The organism is Variovorax sp. DAIF25, assembly GCF_050711835.1.
Lineage (GTDB): Bacteria > Pseudomonadota > Gammaproteobacteria > Burkholderiales > Burkholderiaceae_C > Variovorax.
This window is the reverse complement of the sequence record NZ_CP136636.1, coordinates 3151572-3171989: the sequence shown is the minus strand read 5'-3', so window position 1 is coordinate 3171989 and position 20418 is coordinate 3151572. Positions and strand designations below refer to the sequence as shown.

Below are 20418 nucleotides of genomic sequence, written 5' to 3'. Positions count from 1 at the left end.
GTGTCAGGAAGTGAAGGAATCGCCCGGCATCAGCGGTCGGCTGCGCCATCGCGGCCAGACCGCGCCGAGCACGAACACGCGCGCCATGTACGGCACCAGCCCGCCCTCGTTGAGCGACGGATCGACCCTCGCGCGGTAATGCGTGCGATGCAGATGCTTGAGCTCGGACCAATGGGCATGCGGGTTCTCGTGGTGCGCCGTGTGGAGCCCGATGTTGAACAGCAGCGGATTGACCCAGCCCTCGAAATTGCGCGCGTAGTTCAGCGGGGTACCCGAGGTATCACCGCGCGCCCCTCGTTCGGGCCGGCGACCGTCGGCATGCGCGTGCTGCAGGTAGTTGGTGGCCAGCAGCCAGTGCAGGCCGTGCAGCTGCGGCAGGATCACGAACAGCAACGCCTTGCGCCAGTCGAGCGAGAGCAGCATGGCCCAGCTCGCCAGCCACAGCGCGTACTGCGCCATGCAGTAGCGCCAGGCCCCGCGCCGATGGCGATGCAGCCGCCCCAGCCACGCGATGAACAGCGGGAACAGCACCCACACGGCCTGGAACGGATGCAGCAGGTAGCCGCGCAGGTGGTTGGTGTCGCCGCCGAAGCGGTAGGTGCGCGCCACGTCCTTCGGGCCATGGCGATGGCGGTGGTGGTTCGCCACGTGCGCGGGCCAGAACACGAAGGTCGGATGGCCCTGCAGCAGCGTGATCCAGAAGTCGGTCAGCCGGTTCATGCGCCGGCCGCGCCACATGCGCAGGTGCACGTGGTTGTGATGGATCACGCCGACGCCGAGCGTGAGGAACAGCATCGGCGCATAGAGCCAGAGGCTGAACCCATGCACCCATTGCCAGGCGGCGAGCGCCGGCAAGGCCGCCAGGTAGAACAGGCTCTGCCAGTCGCGCCAGTGACGCAGCCGCGGCATCTCAGGCCGGCCTGCCATCGTGCGTGGCCGCACGGCCGCGCTGCCTGTCGCGAAAGCCCCGGAACAGCGGCTCTGCCGCGTCGGCCGCGATGCGGGTGCCGAAGAGCCGGTCCATGAAGGTGAACTGGAAGCCGTAGTTGCCGTTGTGGCAGGCGTGGTGCAGGTGGTGGCGCCGGCTGGCCGCGAACCAGTGGCTGTACGACACGTGCGGGAAGAAGTCGTAGTTCGAATGCCCGACGCTGTTGAAGAACAGGCTGAACACCGGCACCGAGGCCAGCGACCAAAAGCTGAAGTCGTGCAGCACCATCGGCAGCAGGATCACGTTGCCGAGCATCGCGGCCTCCAGCGGATGGAAGCTGTAGGTGGCCCAGGGCGTGGTCACGAAGGAGCGGTGGTGCGGCCCGTGGAAGCGCCGCAGCCAGCGCGTGTGCAGCAGCCGGTGGTTGAGCCAGAAATGCACGTCGTTCCACAGCGCGAGCACCACGATCTCCAGCACGACCTGGCGCCAGCCCGCATCGGGATCGAGCCGCGCCCAGCCCAGCTGCAGCAGCCCCCAGGGAAACACCATGCCGAGCCCGAAGATCAGCACCGAGATGCCCGATTGCGTGAGCTCGCGCCGCAGTTGCCCGGGCTGCAGCGGCCGCGGGTCGAGCACCCGGCCGATGCCCAGCGCCGGCAGCACGCGCCGGGTCAGCAGGGCATTGAGCGCGCCGAAGCCTAGGTAGATGCCGCCGAAGAACAGCAGCCCCCACAGCATCACCTGCGGGGCGGAAAGGGACGTGAAGGTCTGCGCCATCCCCCGAGGCTACAGCAGCATCTCGGGCACGATCGGGGCGATCAGCATGTTGTAGAAGCGCTGGAAGAAATCCGACTCGGGCTCGGCGGTCAGGATCAGCTCCTTCTCGCCGTCGGTCGTGAGCCATTCCAGGGTGCCCGTGCCCTTGGCCAGCCGCAGCCGGTAGGAGTTCTGCAGCTTGCTGATGTTGATCACGCGCAGCATCTCGCGCGCGAGCTGCGGGCTGTCGGCCACCACGCCCATCTCGGTGTTCTGGCTGGCCGAGCGCGGATCGAGGTTCATCGAGCCGATGAAGATGCGGCGCTTGTCGATGGCCGCGGTCTTGGCATGCAGCCGGCCCAGCGACTTGCCGAACATGCCGAAGCGCTCGCCCGCGCTGGTGCGCTTGGGGCTCAGCTCGTAGACATCGGCGCCGCTGCGCAGCAGCCGCTCGCGGTAGCGCGCGTAGCCGGTGTGCACCAGCGGCTCGTCGTTGGCGGCCAGCGAGTTGGTCAGCAGCGTGAGCTTGACCTTGCGCTTCGTGAGCTCCTCGAAGGCGGCCATGCCGCGCTCGCCCGGCACCAGGTAGGGCGAGGTCAGGTCGACCTCGCTCTGCGCATCGAGCATCAGGGTCCAGACCTTCATCGTCACGCTGGTGGCGATGGCCTCCTCGGCGGTCATGGTGGTCGGCTTGGTCGGCGGATCGGCGATGGCGCGCGCCTCGCCCCACAGGAGGCCCATGCGGCCCGCGTCGAGCTCCTCGGCGATCGGTCCGTAGCCGAGGATGTCGACCGGCGGCAGCACGATCTTCGGGGGCGGCGCGGCCATGCCGATCCAGGCGTCGAAATCGGCGGCCGCCGGCGCACGGCCGCCCTCGCCCGTCACGATGTCGGCCACGGGCCAGACCTGCCGGCTGTTCCAGTAGGTGTCGAAGATCGATTCGAGCTGCGGCACCACCTTGCCGACCACCAGCGCGTCCATGTCGATGAAGTTCTGCGCCTCGCTGAGCACGAAGTACTCATCGGCGATGTTGCGCCCGCCCACCACGGCCATCGCGCCGTCGGCGATGAACAGCTTGTTGTGCATGCGGTGATTGAGCCGCGCGATCTCCAGCGGCGAGGCCGCGAAGCGCGACAGCAGCCCGCCGCCGCGCCCGCAGCAGAAGGGATTGAACAGCCGCACCTGCACGTTGGGCACGGCGGCCAGCGCCAGCAGCAGCTGCTGGCTCTTCATGGTGTAGAGGTCGTCGACCAGCAGGCGCACCTGCACGCCGCGCGCGGCCGCCTCGCGCAGCGAACGCAGCAGCAGCCGGCCGGTGGCGTCGTTCTCGAGCTGGTAGTACTGCACCACGAGCGAACGCTGGGCTCGCTGCGCGAGCTGGATGCGCGCGTCGAGCGAATACACGCCCAGCGGCATCAGCCGGAAGCCCGAGTGCTCGCCGGGCGGCGTCGAGGCCTCGGCGATCTTCGCCAGCCGGGTCGAGGGATCGAAGGCCGCGGCATGCTCGACGGGCCGTTCGCGCGCGGGTGGCAGCGCACCGCAGGCGGCGAGCGTCGCGGCCAGGCCGAGGGCGTACACGAGGCGCAGCGCGCGCCGGATCCAGGCATTCGTCATTTCTTCCGTCCTTCCCCACCATCGGCGCGATGAGCGCGCTCCCGGGGCCGCATCTTCCCTCTTTTCGAGCGCTGCCCCCTGCAGCAAGTACGGAGCGCACGCCGCGCCGGTTTCAGCGGCTGCATCGTCCTAGAATCCGCCCCCACAGCGACCGGAGCACACCGCCATGCAACTTCCGACCTTCTCGCGCGCGGCATTCGGAACCCTCGTCCTGGCCGCGGCGGCACTCTGCGCACCCGCGCGCGCCGCGCTCGACATCGGCGACCCCGCGCCCCGCTTCACCGCCACCGCCGCGCTCGGCGGCAAGACCTTCCGCTACTCGCTGGCCGATGCGCTCGCCAAGGGGCCGGTCGTGCTGTACTTCTTTCCGGCCGCCGACTCGAACGAGTGCTCGATCGAGGCCCATGCCTTCGCCGAGGCCATCGACCAGTTCGCGGCCCTGGGCGCGACGGTGATCGGCGTCTCGGCCGACGACATCGACACGCTGTCGAAGTTCTCGGTCAAGTCCTGCCAGAGCCGCTTTCCCGTGGCCTCCGACGAATCGAAGGCCGTGATCCAGTCCTTCGACGCGGTGATGCAGACCCGGCCCGACTTCGCCAACCGGCTGTCCTATGTGATCGCGCCCGACGGCAAGGTCGCCTCGTACTACCAGAACCTCAATCCCGACAAGCATGTCGAGCGCATGCTCAATGCGGTGAAGGCGTTGCCCAGGGCCGCACGGTAGGCGCCGCGCGGGGTTTCGCCGCTTCGCGCAAAATCCCGGCCCATGCAGCTCAACTTCATCGCCAACGCCGACGTTCCCTCGGCCTCCGGCCGCACCCTCCCCGTCATCGACCCCTCCGACGGCCAGCCCTACGACGAGATCCAGCGCAGCAATGCCGCCGACATCGACAGCGCGGTGCGCGCCGCGCGCGACTGCTTCGAGGGCGTGTGGCACAAGGTCAGCGCGGCCGACCGCGGCCGGCTGCTGTTCAAGCTCTCGCTGAAGATCGCCGAACACGTCGACGAGCTCGCGGCGATCGAGCAGCGCGACTGCGGCAAGCCCGTGAAGCAGGCGCGCGCCGATGCGCTCGCGCTGGTGCGCTACTTCGAGTTCTATGCCGGCGCCTGCGACAAGCTGCACGGCGAGACCATCCCCTACCAGGACGGCTACAGCGTCTTCACCTGGCGCGAGCCGCACGGCGTGACCGGCCACGTGATCCCCTGGAACTATCCGATGCAGATCTTCGGGCGCAGCGTGGGCGGCGCGCTCGCGGCCGGCAACGTCTGCGTGGTCAAGCCGGCCGAGGACGCCTGCCTGTCGCTGATCCGCGTGGCGCAACTCGCGGCCGAAGTGGGCTTCCCGGCCGGCGCGCTCAACATCGTCACGGGCTACGGCCACGAGGTGGGCGACGCGCTCGCGCGCCACGAGGGCATCGACCACATCAGCTTCACCGGCAGCCCGAAGATCGGCACGCTGATCCAGCAGGTGGCGGCCGAGCGTCATTGCCCGGTCACGCTCGAGCTCGGCGGCAAGAGCCCGCAGATCATCTTCGCCGATGCCAACCTCGACGCGGCGATCCCGGTGCTGATCAACGCCATCGTGCAGAACGCCGGCCAGACCTGCTCGGCCGGCTCGCGCGTGCTGGTCGAGCGGGCCATCTACGAACCGCTGCTCGAACGCCTGGGCCATGCCTTCGAGGCGCTGCGCGTGGGCCCGGCAGCGATGGACCTCGACGTCGGCCCGCTGATCCGCCAGACCCAGCAGCAGCGCGTGTGGGACTTCCTGAGCGACGCGCAGGTGGCCGGCATCCCGATGGTGGCGCAGGGCATCGTGGTCGACGAAGCACCCGAGACCGGCTTCTACCAGGCGCCCACGCTGCTGCGCGACGTGCCGGTGAACCACCGCCTCGCGCAGGAGGAAGTGTTCGGCCCGGTGCTCGCCGCCATGGCCTTCGCCGACGAGGACGAAGCCGTCGCGCTCGCCAACGCCACCCAGTTCGGCCTGGTCGCCGGCATCTGGACCGAGAACGGCGCGCGCCAGTTCCGCATGGCCAAGCGTGTGCGCAGCGGCCAGGTGTTCATCAACAACTACGGCGCCGGCGGCGGCGTCGAGCTGCCCTTCGGCGGCGTCAAGTCCTCGGGCTATGGCCGCGAGAAGGGCTTCGAGGCGCTGTACGGCTTCACCACGCTGAAGACGGTGGCGGTGAAGCACGGCTGAGATCGCCCCCTTCAAGAAAAAACGCGGCGGACCGAAAGGCCTGCCGCGTTTTTTCTTGGGGCTCGAAGCCGCTCAGCCCAGCGCCGTATCGAGCAACATCATGAGCACGAAGCCGACCATCAGCCCGCCGGTGGCGAAGGCCTCGTGCCCCTTGCGGTGCGACTCCGGAATGATCTCGTGGCTGATCACGAACAGCATCGCGCCCGCCGCGAAGCCGAGCCCCCAGGGCAGCAGCATCGCCGAATGGCCGACCACGGCCGCGCCGAGCACCGCGCCCAGCGGCTCGACCAGGCCCGAGGCCATGCCGATCAGCACGGCGAAGCTGCGGCTGTAGCCCGCGGCCAGCAGCGCCACCGCCACCACCAGGCCCTCGGGCACGTCCTGGATCGCGATGCCGGTGGCCAGCGCGTCGGCGCGCAGGCCGTTGTTGGCCGCGTAGCCGACGCCGATCGCCAGCCCCTCGGGCACGTTGTGCAGCGCGATCGCGAACACGAAGAGCCAGGTGCGCCGGATCTGGCGCGCCGCCTGCCCTTCGCGGCCCTTGATGAAATGCTCGTGCGGCAGCACGCGGTCCATCACCATCAGCGCGATGCCGCCGAGCAGGATCGCGCCGCCGATCACGCCGCCGGCCGCCCAGTCGCCGCCGCCGAAGACGCCGATCGACTTGGCCGCCTCGAGGCCCGGAATGATCAGCGAGAAGGCGCAGGCCGCGAGCATCACGCCGGCGCCGAAGCCGAACAGCGTGTCCTGCACGCGGCCGGGCAGGCGCTGCGAAAAGATCACCGGCGTGGTGCCCAGCGCCGTGGCGAAGGCCGCCACCGAGCCGCCGAGGAACGCGTTCCAGACCACCGGGTCGGCTGTCACGAAACGCCAGAAATGCGCCACCACGACGACCGCGCCGGCCGCCACGATCGCCAGCCCGAGCCATTCGCGCGCGCTGCGGGCGGGACGCGGGCCGTGCATGGCGGGGGCCGCTGCCGGTTGCTCGGAGCTGTCGGGGTTCATGCGCCGGAATTTCCGCCGCGCAGCGCCGCGGCATGGCGACGGGCCACTTCGGCCCAGTTCACGACGTTGTAGAAGGCCGCGATGTATTCGGGGCGGCGGTTCTGGTACTTGAGGTAGTAGGCGTGCTCCCACACGTCGAGCCCGAGGATCGGCACGTTGCCCGAGCCGATGCCGCGCATCAGCGGGCTGTCCTGGTTGCCGCTGCTCTCCACCGCGAGCTTGCCGGCGGGCGTGACCGTGAGCCAGGCCCAGCCGCTGCCGAAGCGCGTGAGCGCGGCCTTGGTGAAGGCCTCCTTGAAGGCCTCGAAGCCGCCGAGGTCGGCATCGATGGCCTTGGCGAGCTCGCCCTCGGGCAGGCCGCCGCCGCCCTGGCCCACGGGCGCCATCACGGTCCAGAACAGGCCGTGGTTGGCATGACCGCCGCCGTTGTTGCGCACCGGCGCGCGCAGGGCTTCGGGCAGTTGCTCGACGCCGGCGATCAGCGCCTCGACCGGCTGGCCTTCGTGCGGCGTGTCCTTCAGCGCGGCGTTGAGGTTGTTGACGTAGGTCTGGTGGTGCTTGCCGTGGTGGATTTCCATCGTCTGGGCGTCGATGTAGGGCTCGAGCGCGTCGAAGGCATAGGGCAAGGCGGGAAGAACGTAGGGCACGATGACAAAGCTCCTGGTTGAAAGAAGCCCTTTGCGTCGTCCATTCGCTACGTACTCAGGCGTACAAATGATAATTGTTCGCATTGTCAATGTCCAGACAGGCTGCATGGGAATGGCGAGAACCCGCCAGGCGGGGCGCGGCCGATACACTGGCCGGGCCGTCGCCGCCTGCGCAAAGAACGCCCGATGAACGCTCCACGCCCCCTGCCCTTCGTCCGCCTCCTCCCCGTGCTGGCGCTCGCCGCCGCCGGCCTCGCCCACGCCGAGTTCGCCTCGCCGCCGCCCGGCGAGTACATCTACCAGGGCGGCAACGGCGCGCTGCGCGTCAAGCCCAACGGCCATTTCGACATCACAACCATCGGCGCCAACGCCCACACCTGCGCGCTCGACGGCAACGTGGCGCGCGGCACGGCGAAGCTCGACGACTCGAGCTGCGTGGTGAACTTCACCGTCAACGGCGGCACGGTCAAGGTCGGCAGCAACGGCGCCGACCAGTGCCGCGACAGCTGCGGCGCGCGCGCCACCTTCGAGGGCACCTACACTCGCCCGGCCCCGGCCTGCACCGACAAGGCCGTGGCCGCCTCGCGCCAGGGCTTCAAGCGCCGCTACGACGCGCGCGACTACGCCGCCGCCCTCACCACGCTGGCACCGGTGCTCACCGAGTGCGACAAGACCCTCGACTGGATCAGCAAGGGCTGGATGCGCAACGACCTCGCGCTGACCCAGTACAAGCTCGGCGACCGCGCCGCCTGCCTGCAGACCCTGGCGCCGCTGGCCGAGAGCGCGGGCAAGAGCGACGAGAAGATCCAGGAGGAATACCCGCCGGCCGACGCCGAGATCTACCTGCCGGTGGTGCGCGCCACCCGCACCAACCTCAAGCTCTGCCGCGGTTGAACGGCCCCGTATCGCCGAAGCTTGACCGCGGGCAAGGTCCGCCGCGGCGCGATCCAGTAGCCTGCGCGGCACAGGCCCTTGGGCCATGGCGCAAAATCGGACCCCTCGCCCCATGAACAACCGCAGCAGCTCCAGCACCGTCATCCCGATCGCCGAGATCGGCCGCGCGCGCGCGGCCCTCGCCGTGCCCGGCGTCGCGGTGCCCGCCACCGGCGTGCTGCACGACCGCCTGGGCCGGCCGCTGACCGACCTGCGCATCAGCGTGACCGACCGCTGCAACTTCCGCTGCAGCTACTGCATGCCGAAGGACGTGTTCGACAAGGACTACCAGTACCTGCCGCACAGCGCGCTGCTGAGCTTCGAGGAGATCACGCGGCTGGCCCGCCTGTTCGCCGCGCACGGCGTGCGCAAGATCCGGCTGACCGGCGGCGAGCCGCTGCTGCGCAAGAACATCGAGGGCCTGATCGAGCAGCTGGCCGCGCTGCGCACGCCCGCGGGCGAGCCCCTCGAGCTCACGCTCACCACCAACGGCTCGCTGCTCAAGCGCAAGGCCGCCGCGCTCAAGGCCGCCGGCCTGCAGCGCGTGACCGTGAGCCTCGACAGCCTCGACGATGCCGTGTTCCGCCACATGAACGACGTCGACTTCCCGGTCGCCGACGTGCTGGCCGGCATCGAGGCCGCGCATGCCGCGGGCCTGGGCCCGATCAAGGTCAACATGGTGGTCAAGCGCGGCACCAACGAGCAGGAGATCCTGCCGATGGCGCGCCACTTCCGCGACCAGCTCGACGGCAAGGTCGTGCTGCGCTTCATCGAGTACATGGACGTCGGCGCCACCAACGGCTGGCGCATGGACGAGGTGCTGCCCTCGGCCGAGGTGGTCGCGCGCATCGGCGCCGAATTCCCGCTGCGCCCGCTCGAGGCCAGCGTGGCCGGCGAGACCGCCCAGCGCTGGGCCTATGCCGACGGCCGCGGCGAGATCGGCGTCATCAGCAGCGTCACGCAGGCCTTCTGCCACGACTGCAGCCGCGCGCGGCTGTCGACCGAGGGCAAGCTCTACCTGTGTCTGTTCGCGAGCGCCGGCCACGACCTGCGCCCGCTGCTGCGCGGCGGTGCCAGCGACGAGGAGATCGCCTCGGCCATCGGCCATGTCTGGCAGGGCCGCGCCGACCGCTACTCGGAACTGCGCGCGCTGCGCGGCCCCGACGACGGCGGCGCCAAGACGCAGCGCCGCGTCGAGATGAGCTACATCGGCGGATGAGCGCACCGATGGGCCGCATCGCCGACATCGCCGCCGGCCTCGCCTGCCACGACCCCCAGGACCTCGGCGTCGACGGCGTGCGCGGTTTCATCGAGCGGCTGGTCGAGGGCGCCGTCGTCGCGCAGCATGAACAGCTCGGCCTGCGCCAAGCGCTCGGCCGGGTGCTGGCCGAGGACATCGTCTCGCCCGTCAGCGTGCCGCCGCACGACAACTCCGCCATGGACGGCTTCGCCTTCGACGGCGCGCTGCTGCGCGACGATGCGCCCAGCGATGCCTCGGTCTCGCTGCGCATCGTGGGCACCGCGCTGGCCGGCGCCACCTGGCGCGGCGCGCTGGCCCCGGGCGACGCGGTGCGCATCATGACCGGCGCCGTCATGCCCGCCGGACTCGACACCGTGATCCCGCAGGAATTCTGCCGCGTCGAGGACGATCGCCTGAGCTTCCCCGCGCGCGTGGTGCGCCGCGGCGACAACCGCCGCCTCACCGGCGAGGACCTGATGCAGGGCCAGCCCGCCCTGCGTCGCGGCCAGCGGCTGTCGCCCGCCGCGCTCGGCATGGTCGCGAGCCTGGGCCTGACCGGCGTGCCGGTGCTGCGGCGCCTGCGCGTGGCCTGCCTGTCGACCGGCGACGAGATCCTCGAGATCGGCGACGCGCCGCGCGAGGGCGCGGTCTACGACAGCAACCGCTACACCGTCACCGCCCTGCTCGAACGGCTGGGCTGCGAGGTCATCGACCTCGGCCTGGTGCGCGACGATCCCGCCTCGCTGGCCGCCGCCGTGCAGCGTGCGGCGCGCGAGGCCGATGCCATCGTCACCAGCGGCGGCGTCAGCGCCGGCGCGGCCGACCACACGCGCGACGTGATGCAGCAGCTCGGCGACATCGCCTTCTGGCGCGTCGCGATGCGCCCGGGCCGGCCGATGGCCGTGGGCCTGATCCCGCGCGAGCCCCAGGGCCACGAATCGGCCGTGCTGTTCGGCCTGCCCGGCAATCCCGTCGCCGTGATGGTCACCTTCCTCGCCTTCGTGCGGCCCGCGCTGCTGCGCATGATGGGCTGCCATGCCGCCGCTGCCGCGCACCCGCCGCTGCTGCGCGCGCGCAGCCTCGGGCCGATCCGCAAGAAGCCGGGCCGCACCGAGTACCAGCGCGGCTTCGTGCAGTCGGTGCCCGGCGCGCTGCCCGAGGTGCGGGTGGCGGGCAACCAGGGCTCGGGCGTTCTGAGTTCGATGGTCGAGGCCAACGGCCTCGTGGTGCTGCACCACGACCAGGGCCCGGTGGCCGCGGGCGACGAGGTCGACGTGATGATGTTCGACGGGATCGTCTAGCGCGCCCGCCGGGCGGCCTGCCGCCAAATCGTTGCAGTTGATAAATAAAGAGCTGCAACTCCTCTCCCCACCTCTCCTACTCCCTTCGGGTTAACACCGAGAAATTCTTATTTCTCGCGGGCTATGCTTCGCCCAGTTATTGATCAAACGATTATTTAAAGGAGACAAGATGCAGCCTGACCGAAGAGCCTTCCACCGACTGTCCGCCGCGCTGGCCGCCCTGCTGCTACCCGCGTTCCCGCTCGCCGCGCTGGCCGCCGACGGCCCGGCGGTGGTGCGCATCGTCGTGCCCTTCGGCGCCGGCAACCCGCTCGACACCTCGGCGCGCGTGCTCGCGCAGAGCCTGTCGCAAGTCACGCAACGGCAGTTCATCGTCGACAACAAGCCCGGCGCCGGCGGCCTGATCGGCACGGCCGAGGTGGCGCGCGCCAAGCCCGACGGCTCGGTACTGCTGTTCACCACCGGCGGCCACACCACCAACGCCGTGCTCTACAACAAGCTGCCCTACGACACGCTGGCCGACTTCACGCCGATCACGCAGATCCACAAGGCCGACGGCTTCGTGCTGCTGGTGCGCGCCGACTCGCCCTACAAGAGCGTGGCCGACGTGCTGCAGGCCGCGCGCGCCAAGCCCGGCTCGGTGAGCTACGGCTCCTGGGGCACCGGCAACACCACGCACCTGGTGGGCGAGCTGTTCTCGCGCTCGGCCAACGTCAGCCTGCTGCACGTGCCCTACAAGGGCTCGCCGCTCACGGACTTCCTCGGCGGCCACGTGCAGCTCACCTTCCTCGGCACCTCGCTGGCGCAGCCGCTGCTGCAGGAAGGCAAGGTGCGCGCGCTCGCCATCACCAACCCGCACCGCGTGGCCAGCCTGCCCGAGGTGCCCACGCTCGAGGAACTCGGCATCCGCAACGTCGACGTGCCCGCCTGGTCGGGCCTGCTCGGTCCGGCCGGCATGCCCGCCGCGATGGCCGACGGCCTGCAGAAGGACCTGGCCAGCGCCGTGAAGCTGCCCGACTACCAGGCCAGCATGAAGATCCAGGGCGTGACGCCGGTGGTCTCCACGCCCGCGCAGTTCGCGGCCTACATCCGTTCCGAGGTGCAGCGCTACAGGCAGCAGCTGGCACCGCTCCACATCAGCCTCGACTAAGGAGAGACACCATGCACAGCGAAACAAGAGACGGCATGCGCATCGACTGGGATGCGCCGATCGAGATGTCCGACGGCCTCGTGCTGCGGGCCGACGTGTTCCGTCCGGTCGGCGAAGGCCGCTACCCGGTGCTCATAAGCTACGGCCCCTACGGCAAGGGACTCGCGTTCCAGGAAGGCTATTCGACCGCCTGGACCATCATGGCCGCGCAGAAGCCCGAGGTGCTGGAGGGCAGCAGCAACAAGTACCAGCAGTGGGAAGTCTGCGATCCCGAGAAGTGGGTGCCGCACGGCTACGTCTGCATCCGCGTCGACTCGCGCGGCGCGGGCCGCTCGCCGGGCGTGCTCGACTGCCATTCGCTGCGCGAGACCGAGGACTTCCGCGAATGCATCGAATGGGCCGGCGAACAGCCCTGGTCCAGTGGCAAGGTAGGTCTCAGCGGCATCTCCTACTACGCGATGAACCAGTGGCGCGTGGCCGCGCTGCGGCCGCGCCACCTGGCGGCGCTGATGATCTGGGAAGGCGCGGTCGACCGCTACCGCGAGGCCTCGCGCCATGGCGGCATCGCCTGCTCGTTCTCGAAGAACTGGCTCGAGATGCAGGTCAAGCCGCTGCAGCATGGCCGCGGCGAACGCGGGGCGCGCAGCGCCGTCACCGGCGAACTGGTGTGCGGCCCCGAGACCGTGCCCGACGAGGAACTCGCGAAGCTGCGCGTCGATGCCTGGCCCTCGCTGATCAACCGGCCGCTCGACGACGACAACTACCGCGACCGCAGCGGCCTGCCCGAGCGCATCGAGGTGCCGCTGCTGTCGGCCGCCAACTGGGGCGGCCAGGGCCTGCACCTGCGCGGCAACATCGAGGGCTTCCTCGCGGCCGGCTCGCAGCGCAAATGGCTCGAGGTGCATGGCGGCACGCACTGGGTCGAGTACTACACCGACTACGGCATCGGGCTGCAGCGGCGCTTCTTCGACCACTTCCTCAAGGGCATCGACAACGGCTGGGACCGCGAGCCGCCGGTGCTGCTCAACGTGCGCCGTGTCGACGGCTTCGTGCAGCGCGCCGAGCACGAATGGCCGCTCGCGCGCACCCGCTGGACCCGCCTGTACCTGCATGCCGAGGGCATGGCGCTGCGCCCCGAGCCGCCCACCGCCGCCGCCACGCTCGACTACGACACGATGGGCGAAGGCCTCAGCTTCCGCTCGGCCCCGATGGCCGAGGAGACCGAGATCACCGGCCCGAGCGCGCTGCGCCTGCGCCTGTCCTCGCGCACGCGCGATGCCGACCTGTTCGCCGTGCTGCGCGTGTTCGATCCCGCGGGGAAGGAGCTGCTGTTCTACGGCGCGCTCGATCCCAAGACGCCGGTCGGCCAGGGCTGGCTGCGCGCCTCGCACCGCAAGCTCGACGCCGCGCGCAGCACGCCCTGGCGGCCCTACCACACGCACGACGAGCTGCAGCCGCTCGCGCCCGGCGAGCCGGTCGACCTCGACGTCGAGATCTGGCCCACCTCGGTGGTGGTGCCCAAGGGTTGGAGCGTCGCGCTCACGCTGCTCGGGCGCGATTACGAGCACGGCCAGGACAGCGCGGCGCTGTCGAACATGAAGAACCCGATGCGCGGCTGCGGCCCCTTCGTGCACGACGATGCCGACGACCGGCCGCCGGCCGTGTTCGACACCGTCTGCACGCTGCACCTCGATCCGGCCGACCCGGCCTGGCTGCTGCTGCCCGTCGTGCCCGAAGCCGCGAAGGAGGTAGGATGACTCCGGCAACCCAGGCCACGCGCCGGCCCGTCGGCCGCGTGCACCGCCCTTTCGTTTTTCATGCCCGAGAAATCCTCCCCTTCCATCGCGACCGAGCGTGCCCCGCGGCGGCGGCTGGCGCCCGAAGACCGGCAGGAGCAGATCCTGCAGGCGGCCATCGCCTTCTTCGCGCGCCATGGCTTCGAGGCCAGCACGCGCGACCTCGCCAGCGAGATCGGCATCACCCAGCCGCTGCTCTACCGCTACTTCCCGACCAAGGAGTCGCTGATCGACAGCGTGTACGAGGAGATCTTCGTGCGGCGCTGGAACCCCGAATGGGAAGAGTGGCTGGCCGACCGCGCGGTGCCGCTAGAGGCGCGGCTCCAGCGCTACCTGGTCGACTACGGCCGCTTCGTGCTGCGCAGCGACTTCGTGCGCATCTTCATCCAGGCCGGCCTGAGCCGCGAGGGCATCAACCAGAAGTACCTGGCGCGGCTGCGCGAGCGCCACTTCGTGCTGATCGCGCGCGAAATGCGCCAGACCTTCGGCATCCCCGAGCCGAAGGACCAGGCCGCGCTCGACGAGGAGATCGAGCTGATCTGGGCCATGCATTCGAGCGTGTTCTACCTCGGCGTGCGCAAGTGGATCTACCAGTTGCCCACCCCGCGCGAGGTGGAGCGCGTGATCGACCTGCGCGTGCGTGCCTTTCTCTCGGGCGTGCCGGCGGTGCTGAAGGCCGAGCGCGGCGCCTGAGCCGCCTCGCGCGGGAGGCCCGCGCATGACGATCCGCAAGCTCGACCACTGCTCGATCCGCACGCCCGACCTCGCGGCCTCGCTGCGCTTCTACGTCGACATCCTCGGCCTGCGCGAGGGCCAACGGCCGCCGTTCGACTTTCCGGGCGCCTGGCTCTACCGCGACGGCGACCAGGCCGACTACGGCGTGGTCCACCTGATCGGCATCGACCGCGACCATCCCGAGGGCCTGGCCGCCTACCTCGGCGACAAGCCCGAGGCGCAACTGCACGGCTCGGGCGCGATCGACCACCTCGCCTTCCTCGCCAGCGGCCTGGCCGGCATGCGCGCGCGGCTGCGCGGCGCCGGCCTGCCGTTCACCGAACGCACCGTGCCCGCGATGGGCCTGCACCAGCTCTTCGTGGCCGACCCGTCGGGCCTGACGATCGAGCTCAACTACGAGGCCGCCGAAGCGGTGGAGACCCGATGAAGGCGGTGATCGCGGGCGGTTCGCTCGGCGGCCTGTTCGCGGCCCACATGCTGCGGCGCCGGGGCTGGACCGTGGAAGTGCACGAGCGCGTCGAGCAGGCACTGCAGGGCCGCGGCGCCGGCATCGTGACCCATCCCGCGCTGCTCGAGGCTCTGCGCGCGCTCGGCCTGCCGGCCGACGATTCGCTCGGCGTGCGCGTGGCCCAGCGGATCGTGCTGGCGCGCGACGGCAGCGTGCGCGGCCATCGCGAGGTGCCGCAGCTGCTGACGGCCTGGTCGCGCCTGTTCCACCTGCTGCGCACGGCGCTGCCCGACGACTGCTACCGCTCGAGCAGCGAGGTCGTGGGCTTCGAGCAGGACGACGAGCGCGTGCGCATCCGCCTCTCGAACGGCCACGAGGAGGAAGCCGCCCTGCTGGTGGCCGCCGACGGCTTGCGCTCCGCGATCCGCAAGCGCCTGCTGCCCGGCGCCGAGCCGCGCTATGCGGGTTACGTCGCCTGGCGCGGCATGGTCGACGAGGCCGTGCTGTCGGCGCCGGTGCGTGAGCGCGTGTTCCCGCATTTCGTCTTCGACCTGCCGCCGCACGAGCAACTGGTCGCCTACCCGATCGCGGGCGCCGACAACAGCGTCGTGCCCGGCCGGCGCCGCTTCAACTTCGTCTGGTATCGCCCGGCCGACGAGCACGGCGCGCTGCGCGACCTGCTGACCGATGCCGAGGGCCGCCACTGGCCCGAAGGCATACCGCCGCCGCGCGTACGGCCCGAGGTGCTCGCGGCCGCGCGCCGCGCCGCGGCCGAGGTGCTGTCACCGCAGTGCGCCGAGGTGATCGCCAAGGCCGCCAACCTGTTCTTCCAGCCGATCTTCGACCTCGAGAGCCCGCGCCTGGCCTTCGGCCGCGTCGCGCTGCTCGGCGATGCGGCCTTCGTCGCACGGCCGCATTGCGGCATGGGCGTGAGCAAGGCGGCCGACGACGCGAGCGCGCTGGCCGAGGCACTCGCGTGCACGGCCCCGGTCGCCGAAGCGCTGCAGGCCTACGAGCACAGGCGCCAGCCCGAGGGCACGCGCATCGTTGCGCATGCCCGCGCGCTCGGCGCCTACATGCAGGCGCAGTTGCAGACCGCCGAAGAGCGAGCGATGGCCGAGCGCCACCGCTCGCCCGAGGCCGTGATGCGCGAGACGGCGATGCCGATCACGCCGGGCGTCGCCGTGGACTGAACGACCGGTTCAAGGCGCCAGATACTCCTTCGAGATCCCCGCCCCCACCGTGTACTTCGGATCCACGAAGTTGCCCAGCCGCACCTTGCCGCACTGGCTCAGCATCATGTAGGCGTCCCAGCGGTCGTAGCCGTACTCGGCCTCCATCCACAGCACCAGCTCCTTGTAGGCGATGCGGGTCGCGTCCTCGAGCGGCCGCGCGCTGCCGATGGCCATGATCATGGCCTCGGTCTCCAGGCGCGGCCACTCGAGCTTCCAGCCCTTGATCAGGTCGACGCGGATGGTCGTGAGGCTCTGGTACTCGACCGCGGTGCCGCAGACCTCGCCGTCGCCCTGGCAGGCATGGGCATCGCCGATGAACAGCCGCCCGCCCGGCGTGCGCACCGGCAGGTAGGTGATGCTGCCCGGGCCCATGTCGGGCAGGTCCATGTTGCCGCCGTGCTGGTCGGGCGTGAGGCTGTTGATGGAATCGAGCTCGGGCGAGCAGCTCAGGGTGCCGATGTGCGGGCGGTACGGCAGGGTGACGCGCTTGCTCCAGTACACGCCCTCCTCGTCCACGTCGATCTTGCGCACGGTCTCGGGCAGCGGCTGGTTCAGCAGCGCGGTGAAGGCGGTGCCGCTCAGCGCACCGAAGTCCGGGATCATGCAGCAGGTGCCGCGCGGATTGGGCCCGCGCGGCGCCATCGATTCGATGTGCACCGCGATCGCGTCGCCGGGCTCGGCGCCCTCGACCATGATCGGGCCGTTCTGCGGGTTGACGAAGGGCATGGTCAGCACCTTCGACGGCAGGTCCTGCTCGGTCTTGACCTTGCCGTCGAAGGCATCGCGCGTCTCGACCACGATGCGGTCGCCGGGCTTCACCGTCAGCACGGGCTGGGTGTAGGGACCGATGGTGAAGTGGTAGGTGCCCTGCTTCGCCTCGGTGAGTTCATGGGTGGCCACGCTGCGCGCACGGCCCTCGCCGCGCGTCTGCATGATCGATCGTTCGAGCCAGCTCATGGGATGTGTCTCCTTGATGGTTGCTTCACAGCGAGAGGTGCTCGCGCACCGCCTGCGCGTTCATGGCGCCGGGCTCGATGCGCCCGACGATGCGGCCCTTCTCCATCACGTAGGCGCGCTCGCCCACGTCGAGGATGGTGTCGAGGTTCTGCTCGACGAACAGGATGGTGGTGCCGAGGTCGCGCCGGATCGCGCGCAGCACGTCGCAGATCAGCTGCACGATCGAAGGCTGGATGCCTTCCGAGGGTTCGTCGAGCAGCATCAGCGCCGGGTTGCCCACCAGCGCGCGGCCGATGGCGAGCTGCTGCTGCTCGCCGCCCGACATGGTGCCCGCGAGCTGGTCGCGCCGCTCGGCCAGGCGCGGGAAGTACTGGTAGACCAGCTCGGGCTGCTTGCGGCCGCGCGGGCCGCCGATCAGCTCGCCCACCATCAGGTTCTCGGCCACCGTCATGCGCGGGAACACCTCGCGCCCCTGCGGCACGTAGCCGATGCCCAGCCGTGCGCGTGCATCGCTGGCCAGGGTCTCGATGTCGCGCCCCAGGAAGCGGATGCCGCCGCCGCGCGTGCGCAGCAGGCCCATCAGGCAGCGCATGGTGGTGGTCTTGCCCACGCCGTTGCGCCCGATCAGCGCCACGATCTCGCCCTTGCCCACTGTCAGGTCGACGCCCTGGAGGATCGGCGTGGCGCCGTAGCCGGCCTGCAGGCCGCGAATCTCGAGCACGGTCTCAGTGGTGTTCATGCGTCTTCCCCAGGTAGATCTCGGCCACGCGCGGATCGGCGATCACCTCGGCGATCGAGCCCTCGGCGAACACCTTGCCGAAGTGCAGCACGGTCACGCGCTGCGCGATCTGGCGGATGAAGGCCATGTCGTGCTCGACCACCAGCACCGTCATGCCCTCGGCATTGAGCTTCTGGATCAGCTCGCCGGTCTTGAAGGTCTCCTCGGGCGACAGCCCGGCCGTGGGCTCGTCCATCAGCAGCAGCACCGGCTTGAGCGCCAGCGCCATGCCGATCTCCAGCCACTGCTGCTGGCCGTGGGCCAGCTCGCCCGCGGGCTTGTCGGCATCGGCCGCGAGGTCCAGCAGCTCGAGCAGCCGGTCCTCCTCGCGCCGCAGCTCGGCCAGCCGCGCATGGTGCTGCAGCGCGATGTGGATGTTCTGCCGCACCGGCAGTTCGCGGAACACGCTGGGCGCCTGCATCTTGATGCTCATGCCCTGCTGCACGCGCTGGTAGGGCCGCTCGCCGGTCACCTCGCGGCCCTGGAACTCGATGCGGCCCTCGCTCGCTTCGTGGGTGCCGACGATCAGCTTGAACAGCGTGCTCTTGCCCGCGCCGTTGGGCCCGATCAGGCAATGGATCTCGCCGCGGCGCACCGAGAGGTCGACCTCCGACACCGCCGCATGGCCGCCGAAGCGCTTCGACAGGCCGTGGGTCTGCAACAAGACATCGCTCATGCGCGCACCTCCGCGGTCGTGGCTTCGGGCAGCTTCGACGGCGCCGCGGCCTTGGTTGCACCGCGCCGCGCGAACAGCCGCCGCGCCGCGTTCGCCACGCCGATCACGAAGCCCTGCGGCGCCACCATCACGGTGCACAGCAGCATCGCGCCCATCAGCAGCAGCGCCGCCTGCTGGCTGTAGACCGTCAACGCCTGGAAGGCCCAGAGCACGAGGAAGGAACCGACCAGCGTGGCCGTGATGTCGCCGCGGCCCGAGAACGCGACCCAGACGATCGGCATCGCCGCGGCCGGCAGGCCGATGCTCGCGGGCGTGATGAACTGGCCCCAGGAGGTGTAGAGCACGCCGCTGAGGCCCGCCAGCGCGGAGCCGATCACGAAGGTGGCGAGCTGGTACTTGCGCACGTCGTAGCCGAGCAGCTCGGCGCGCTGCGGGTCCTCGCGCACCGCCACCACCACGTTGCCGAAGCGCGAGTTCAGCAGGATGCGCAGGCCCAGGTAGACCACGAGGATCAGCGCCACCACCAGGTAGTACAGCGCCACGCCCTCGAAGAAGAGTTGCTCGCCGCCGAACCACGGGATGTTCAGCGGCGCCATGTCCTTCATGCCGTTGAAGCCGTTGAGCCGCGCGTTGCCGATGTGCCATTCGGGCCCGGCCGTCTGGCCGAGGAAGAAGGCCAGCACCAGCGTGGCCGACAAGGTGACGATGCCGAAGAACACGCCGCCCACGCGGCCCCAGATCATGAAGTAGCCGAGCACCGCCGCCGCCAGCGCGGCCAGGCCGAGGGCCAACGCCAGCGCGAGGAAGGTGGTGCCCGACTCGCCGCCCAGGTTGGTGGCCAGCACGCCGTAGCCGTAGCCGGCCACACCGAAGAAGAAGGTCTGGCCGAAGGACAGCATGCCGCCGTAGCCCCAGACCAGGCACAGGCCCATGGCCATGAAGGTCCAGGTCAGCAGGTAGGCCATGTTGCCGACGTCGTACGAATCGGCGACGGCCGGGTACGCGAGCACCAGGACCAGCACGGCGAGGAAGGGAAGCCAGAAGACGCGGCTGGCGCCCAGCGTCTGCGGCCCGTTGATGAGTTGGAACATGCGAGAAGGACTCCGTGCAGGGGAAGACGCCGGTCAGCGGGTGCGCCGGGCCAGCCAGCCCGACACCCCTTCGGGCAGGATGCGGATCACCACGATCACCGCCAGCAGCATCCCGATCTGGCCCACGATCTGGCCGCCCCAGCCGTTGAGGCCGGTGCGGATGACCGCGAGCAGGATGCCGGCCGGCGCGGTGCCCAGCAGCACGTTGGCGCCGCCCACCACCACCGTGACGAAGCTCTCGACCAGGAAGGCCGCGCCCATGGTCGGGATCAGGGTCATGGTCGGCGCATAGAGCGCGCCGCACAGCCCCGCGAGGCCGGCGCCGATGCCGAAGCTCAGCGCATACACGCGGCCCACGCGCACGCCGGTGGCCTGCGCGATCGAGGCGTTCTGCATGGTGGCGCGCGCATGCACGCCGAAGCGGGTGCGCATGAAGACCAGGTAGATGCCGCCGAGCACCGCCACCGCGGCCGCGAACAGCACCAGCCGGTAGACCGAGAAGCTGTAGCCGCCCACGCTGAAGCTGCCCTCGGGCGTGCCCACGCCCGCGAGCGTGGAGCCGAACACCAGCAGCATGCCCTGCGTGACGATCAGGCTCAGGCCGAAGGTGGCGAGCAGCGAGTCGAGCGGCCGCTTGTAGAGCTTGCGCACCAGGCTCCACTCCACGGCCATGCCGATCAGGCCGGCCGCGAGCGTGCCGCACAGCTGCGCGAGCGGCAGCGGCAGCCCGCCATGCACCAGGCCCACGGTGACGTAGGCGCCGCACATGATGAACTCGCCGTGCGCCATGTTGATCACGCCCATCATCCCGAACACCACGGCCAGGCCGGCCGCCGAGAGGATGAGGAACGCGAACACGTCGGCGAACTGGTAGAGGAAGGAGAAGATTTCGGCGAACACCGCGGCTCCCGGTCAGTGGCTGGCTGCT

The 20418-nt window shown here is 70.2% G+C and carries 20 protein-coding genes; 10 read left to right on the top strand and 10 right to left on the bottom strand.

What is annotated here, in order from left to right; genetic code table 11:
* Nucleotides 1-3: 3 nt before the first annotated feature.
* From R0232_RS14665 to R0232_RS14655, 3 genes are read right to left on the bottom strand one after another with little or no spacing between them, the layout of a single operon-like run.
* Nucleotides 4-927, bottom strand: a complete 924-nt coding sequence (locus R0232_RS14665; RefSeq protein ID WP_431512554.1) for a fatty acid desaturase — start codon at nt 925-927, stop codon at nt 4-6.
* Nucleotides 911-1705, bottom strand: coding sequence for a sterol desaturase family protein (locus tag R0232_RS14660; protein WP_431512553.1), 795 nt, complete (start codon nt 1703-1705; stop codon nt 911-913). Before R0232_RS14660 ends, R0232_RS14665 begins: the two co-directional genes overlap by 17 nt.
* A gap of 9 nt (nt 1706-1714) precedes the next feature.
* Nucleotides 1715-3298 (bottom strand): phospholipase D family protein, encoded by a 1584-nt coding sequence (locus R0232_RS14655; protein WP_431512552.1) that lies wholly within the window; start codon nt 3296-3298, stop codon nt 1715-1717.
* Nucleotides 3299-3464: 166 nt separating this feature from the next.
* Between R0232_RS14655 and R0232_RS14650 the strand changes: the two genes are divergently transcribed.
* Both R0232_RS14650 and R0232_RS14645 read left to right on the top strand, forming a co-directional pair.
* Entirely contained in the window at nt 3465-4022 is a 558-nt protein-coding gene (locus tag R0232_RS14650) for a peroxiredoxin (RefSeq protein ID WP_431512551.1), read from the top strand.
* A 42-nt stretch (nt 4023-4064) separates the two neighbouring features.
* Entirely contained in the window at nt 4065-5498 is a 1434-nt protein-coding gene (locus R0232_RS14645; protein ID WP_093341372.1) for an aldehyde dehydrogenase family protein, read from the top strand.
* A gap of 72 nt (nt 5499-5570) precedes the next feature.
* On the opposite strand, the gene R0232_RS14640 is transcribed toward R0232_RS14645, so the two are convergent.
* Nucleotides 5571-6461 (bottom strand): ZIP family metal transporter, encoded by an 891-nt coding sequence (locus tag R0232_RS14640; protein ID WP_208510108.1) that lies wholly within the window; start codon nt 6459-6461, stop codon nt 5571-5573.
* Nucleotides 6462-6499: 38 nt separating this feature from the next.
* Nucleotides 6500-7150, bottom strand: a complete 651-nt coding sequence (locus R0232_RS14635; protein ID WP_431512550.1) for a superoxide dismutase — start codon at nt 7148-7150, stop codon at nt 6500-6502.
* 186 nt (nt 7151-7336) lie between these two features.
* Between R0232_RS14635 and R0232_RS14630 the strand changes: the two genes are divergently transcribed.
* The 8 genes from R0232_RS14630 (at nt 7337) to R0232_RS14595 (ending at nt 15946) form a co-directional block, all read left to right on the top strand.
* Nucleotides 7337-8044, top strand: coding sequence for a hypothetical protein (locus R0232_RS14630; RefSeq protein WP_431512549.1), 708 nt, complete (start codon nt 7337-7339; stop codon nt 8042-8044).
* Between the two features lie 112 nt (nt 8045-8156).
* Complete coding sequence (gene moaA, locus R0232_RS14625; protein ID WP_431512548.1) at nt 8157-9302, top strand: GTP 3',8-cyclase MoaA; 1146 nt, start codon at nt 8157-8159, stop codon at nt 9300-9302.
* Between the two features lie 8 nt (nt 9303-9310).
* Nucleotides 9311-10624 (top strand): molybdopterin molybdotransferase MoeA, encoded by a 1314-nt coding sequence (moeA, locus tag R0232_RS14620; protein ID WP_431512891.1) that lies wholly within the window; start codon nt 9311-9313, stop codon nt 10622-10624.
* 169 nt (nt 10625-10793) lie between these two features.
* Entirely contained in the window at nt 10794-11774 is a 981-nt protein-coding gene (locus R0232_RS14615) for a Bug family tripartite tricarboxylate transporter substrate binding protein (RefSeq protein ID WP_431512547.1), read from the top strand.
* Nucleotides 11775-11785: 11 nt separating this feature from the next.
* A complete protein-coding gene (locus R0232_RS14610) occupies nt 11786-13531 on the top strand; it encodes a CocE/NonD family hydrolase (protein ID WP_431512546.1) in 1746 nt (581 codons plus the stop codon).
* Nucleotides 13532-13591: 60 nt separating this feature from the next.
* A complete protein-coding gene (locus tag R0232_RS14605) occupies nt 13592-14263 on the top strand; it encodes a TetR/AcrR family transcriptional regulator (protein WP_093341362.1) in 672 nt (223 codons plus the stop codon).
* A gap of 25 nt (nt 14264-14288) precedes the next feature.
* The gene (locus R0232_RS14600) at nt 14289-14732 is read left to right on the top strand and encodes a VOC family protein (RefSeq protein WP_208513579.1); all 444 of its coding nucleotides are present in this window, start codon (nt 14289-14291) and stop codon (nt 14730-14732) included.
* Entirely contained in the window at nt 14729-15946 is a 1218-nt protein-coding gene (locus R0232_RS14595) for an FAD binding domain-containing protein (protein ID WP_431512545.1), read from the top strand. The genes R0232_RS14600 and R0232_RS14595 overlap by 4 nt, the downstream gene beginning before the upstream one ends.
* Nucleotides 15947-15955: 9 nt before the next feature.
* Here the strand turns inward: R0232_RS14595 and R0232_RS14590 are convergent, their stop codons facing one another.
* The 5 genes from R0232_RS14590 to R0232_RS14570 are packed head-to-tail and all read right to left on the bottom strand — an operon-like array spanning nt 15956 to nt 20390.
* On the bottom strand, nt 15956-16945 hold the full coding sequence (locus R0232_RS14590) for an acetamidase/formamidase family protein (protein ID WP_431512544.1): 990 nt from the start codon (nt 16943-16945) through the stop codon (nt 15956-15958).
* A gap of 25 nt (nt 16946-16970) precedes the next feature.
* The gene (locus R0232_RS14585; protein WP_203205638.1) at nt 16971-17684 is read right to left on the bottom strand and encodes an ABC transporter ATP-binding protein; all 714 of its coding nucleotides are present in this window, start codon (nt 17682-17684) and stop codon (nt 16971-16973) included.
* On the bottom strand, nt 17671-18399 hold the full coding sequence (locus R0232_RS14580) for an ABC transporter ATP-binding protein (protein WP_431512543.1): 729 nt from the start codon (nt 18397-18399) through the stop codon (nt 17671-17673). Before R0232_RS14580 ends, R0232_RS14585 begins: the two co-directional genes overlap by 14 nt.
* Nucleotides 18396-19490 (bottom strand): branched-chain amino acid ABC transporter permease, encoded by a 1095-nt coding sequence (locus R0232_RS14575; protein WP_431512542.1) that lies wholly within the window; start codon nt 19488-19490, stop codon nt 18396-18398. Before R0232_RS14575 ends, R0232_RS14580 begins: the two co-directional genes overlap by 4 nt.
* A gap of 33 nt (nt 19491-19523) precedes the next feature.
* A complete protein-coding gene (locus R0232_RS14570; protein WP_057592524.1) occupies nt 19524-20390 on the bottom strand; it encodes an ABC transporter permease subunit in 867 nt (288 codons plus the stop codon).
* Nucleotides 20391-20418 lie beyond the last annotated feature (28 nt).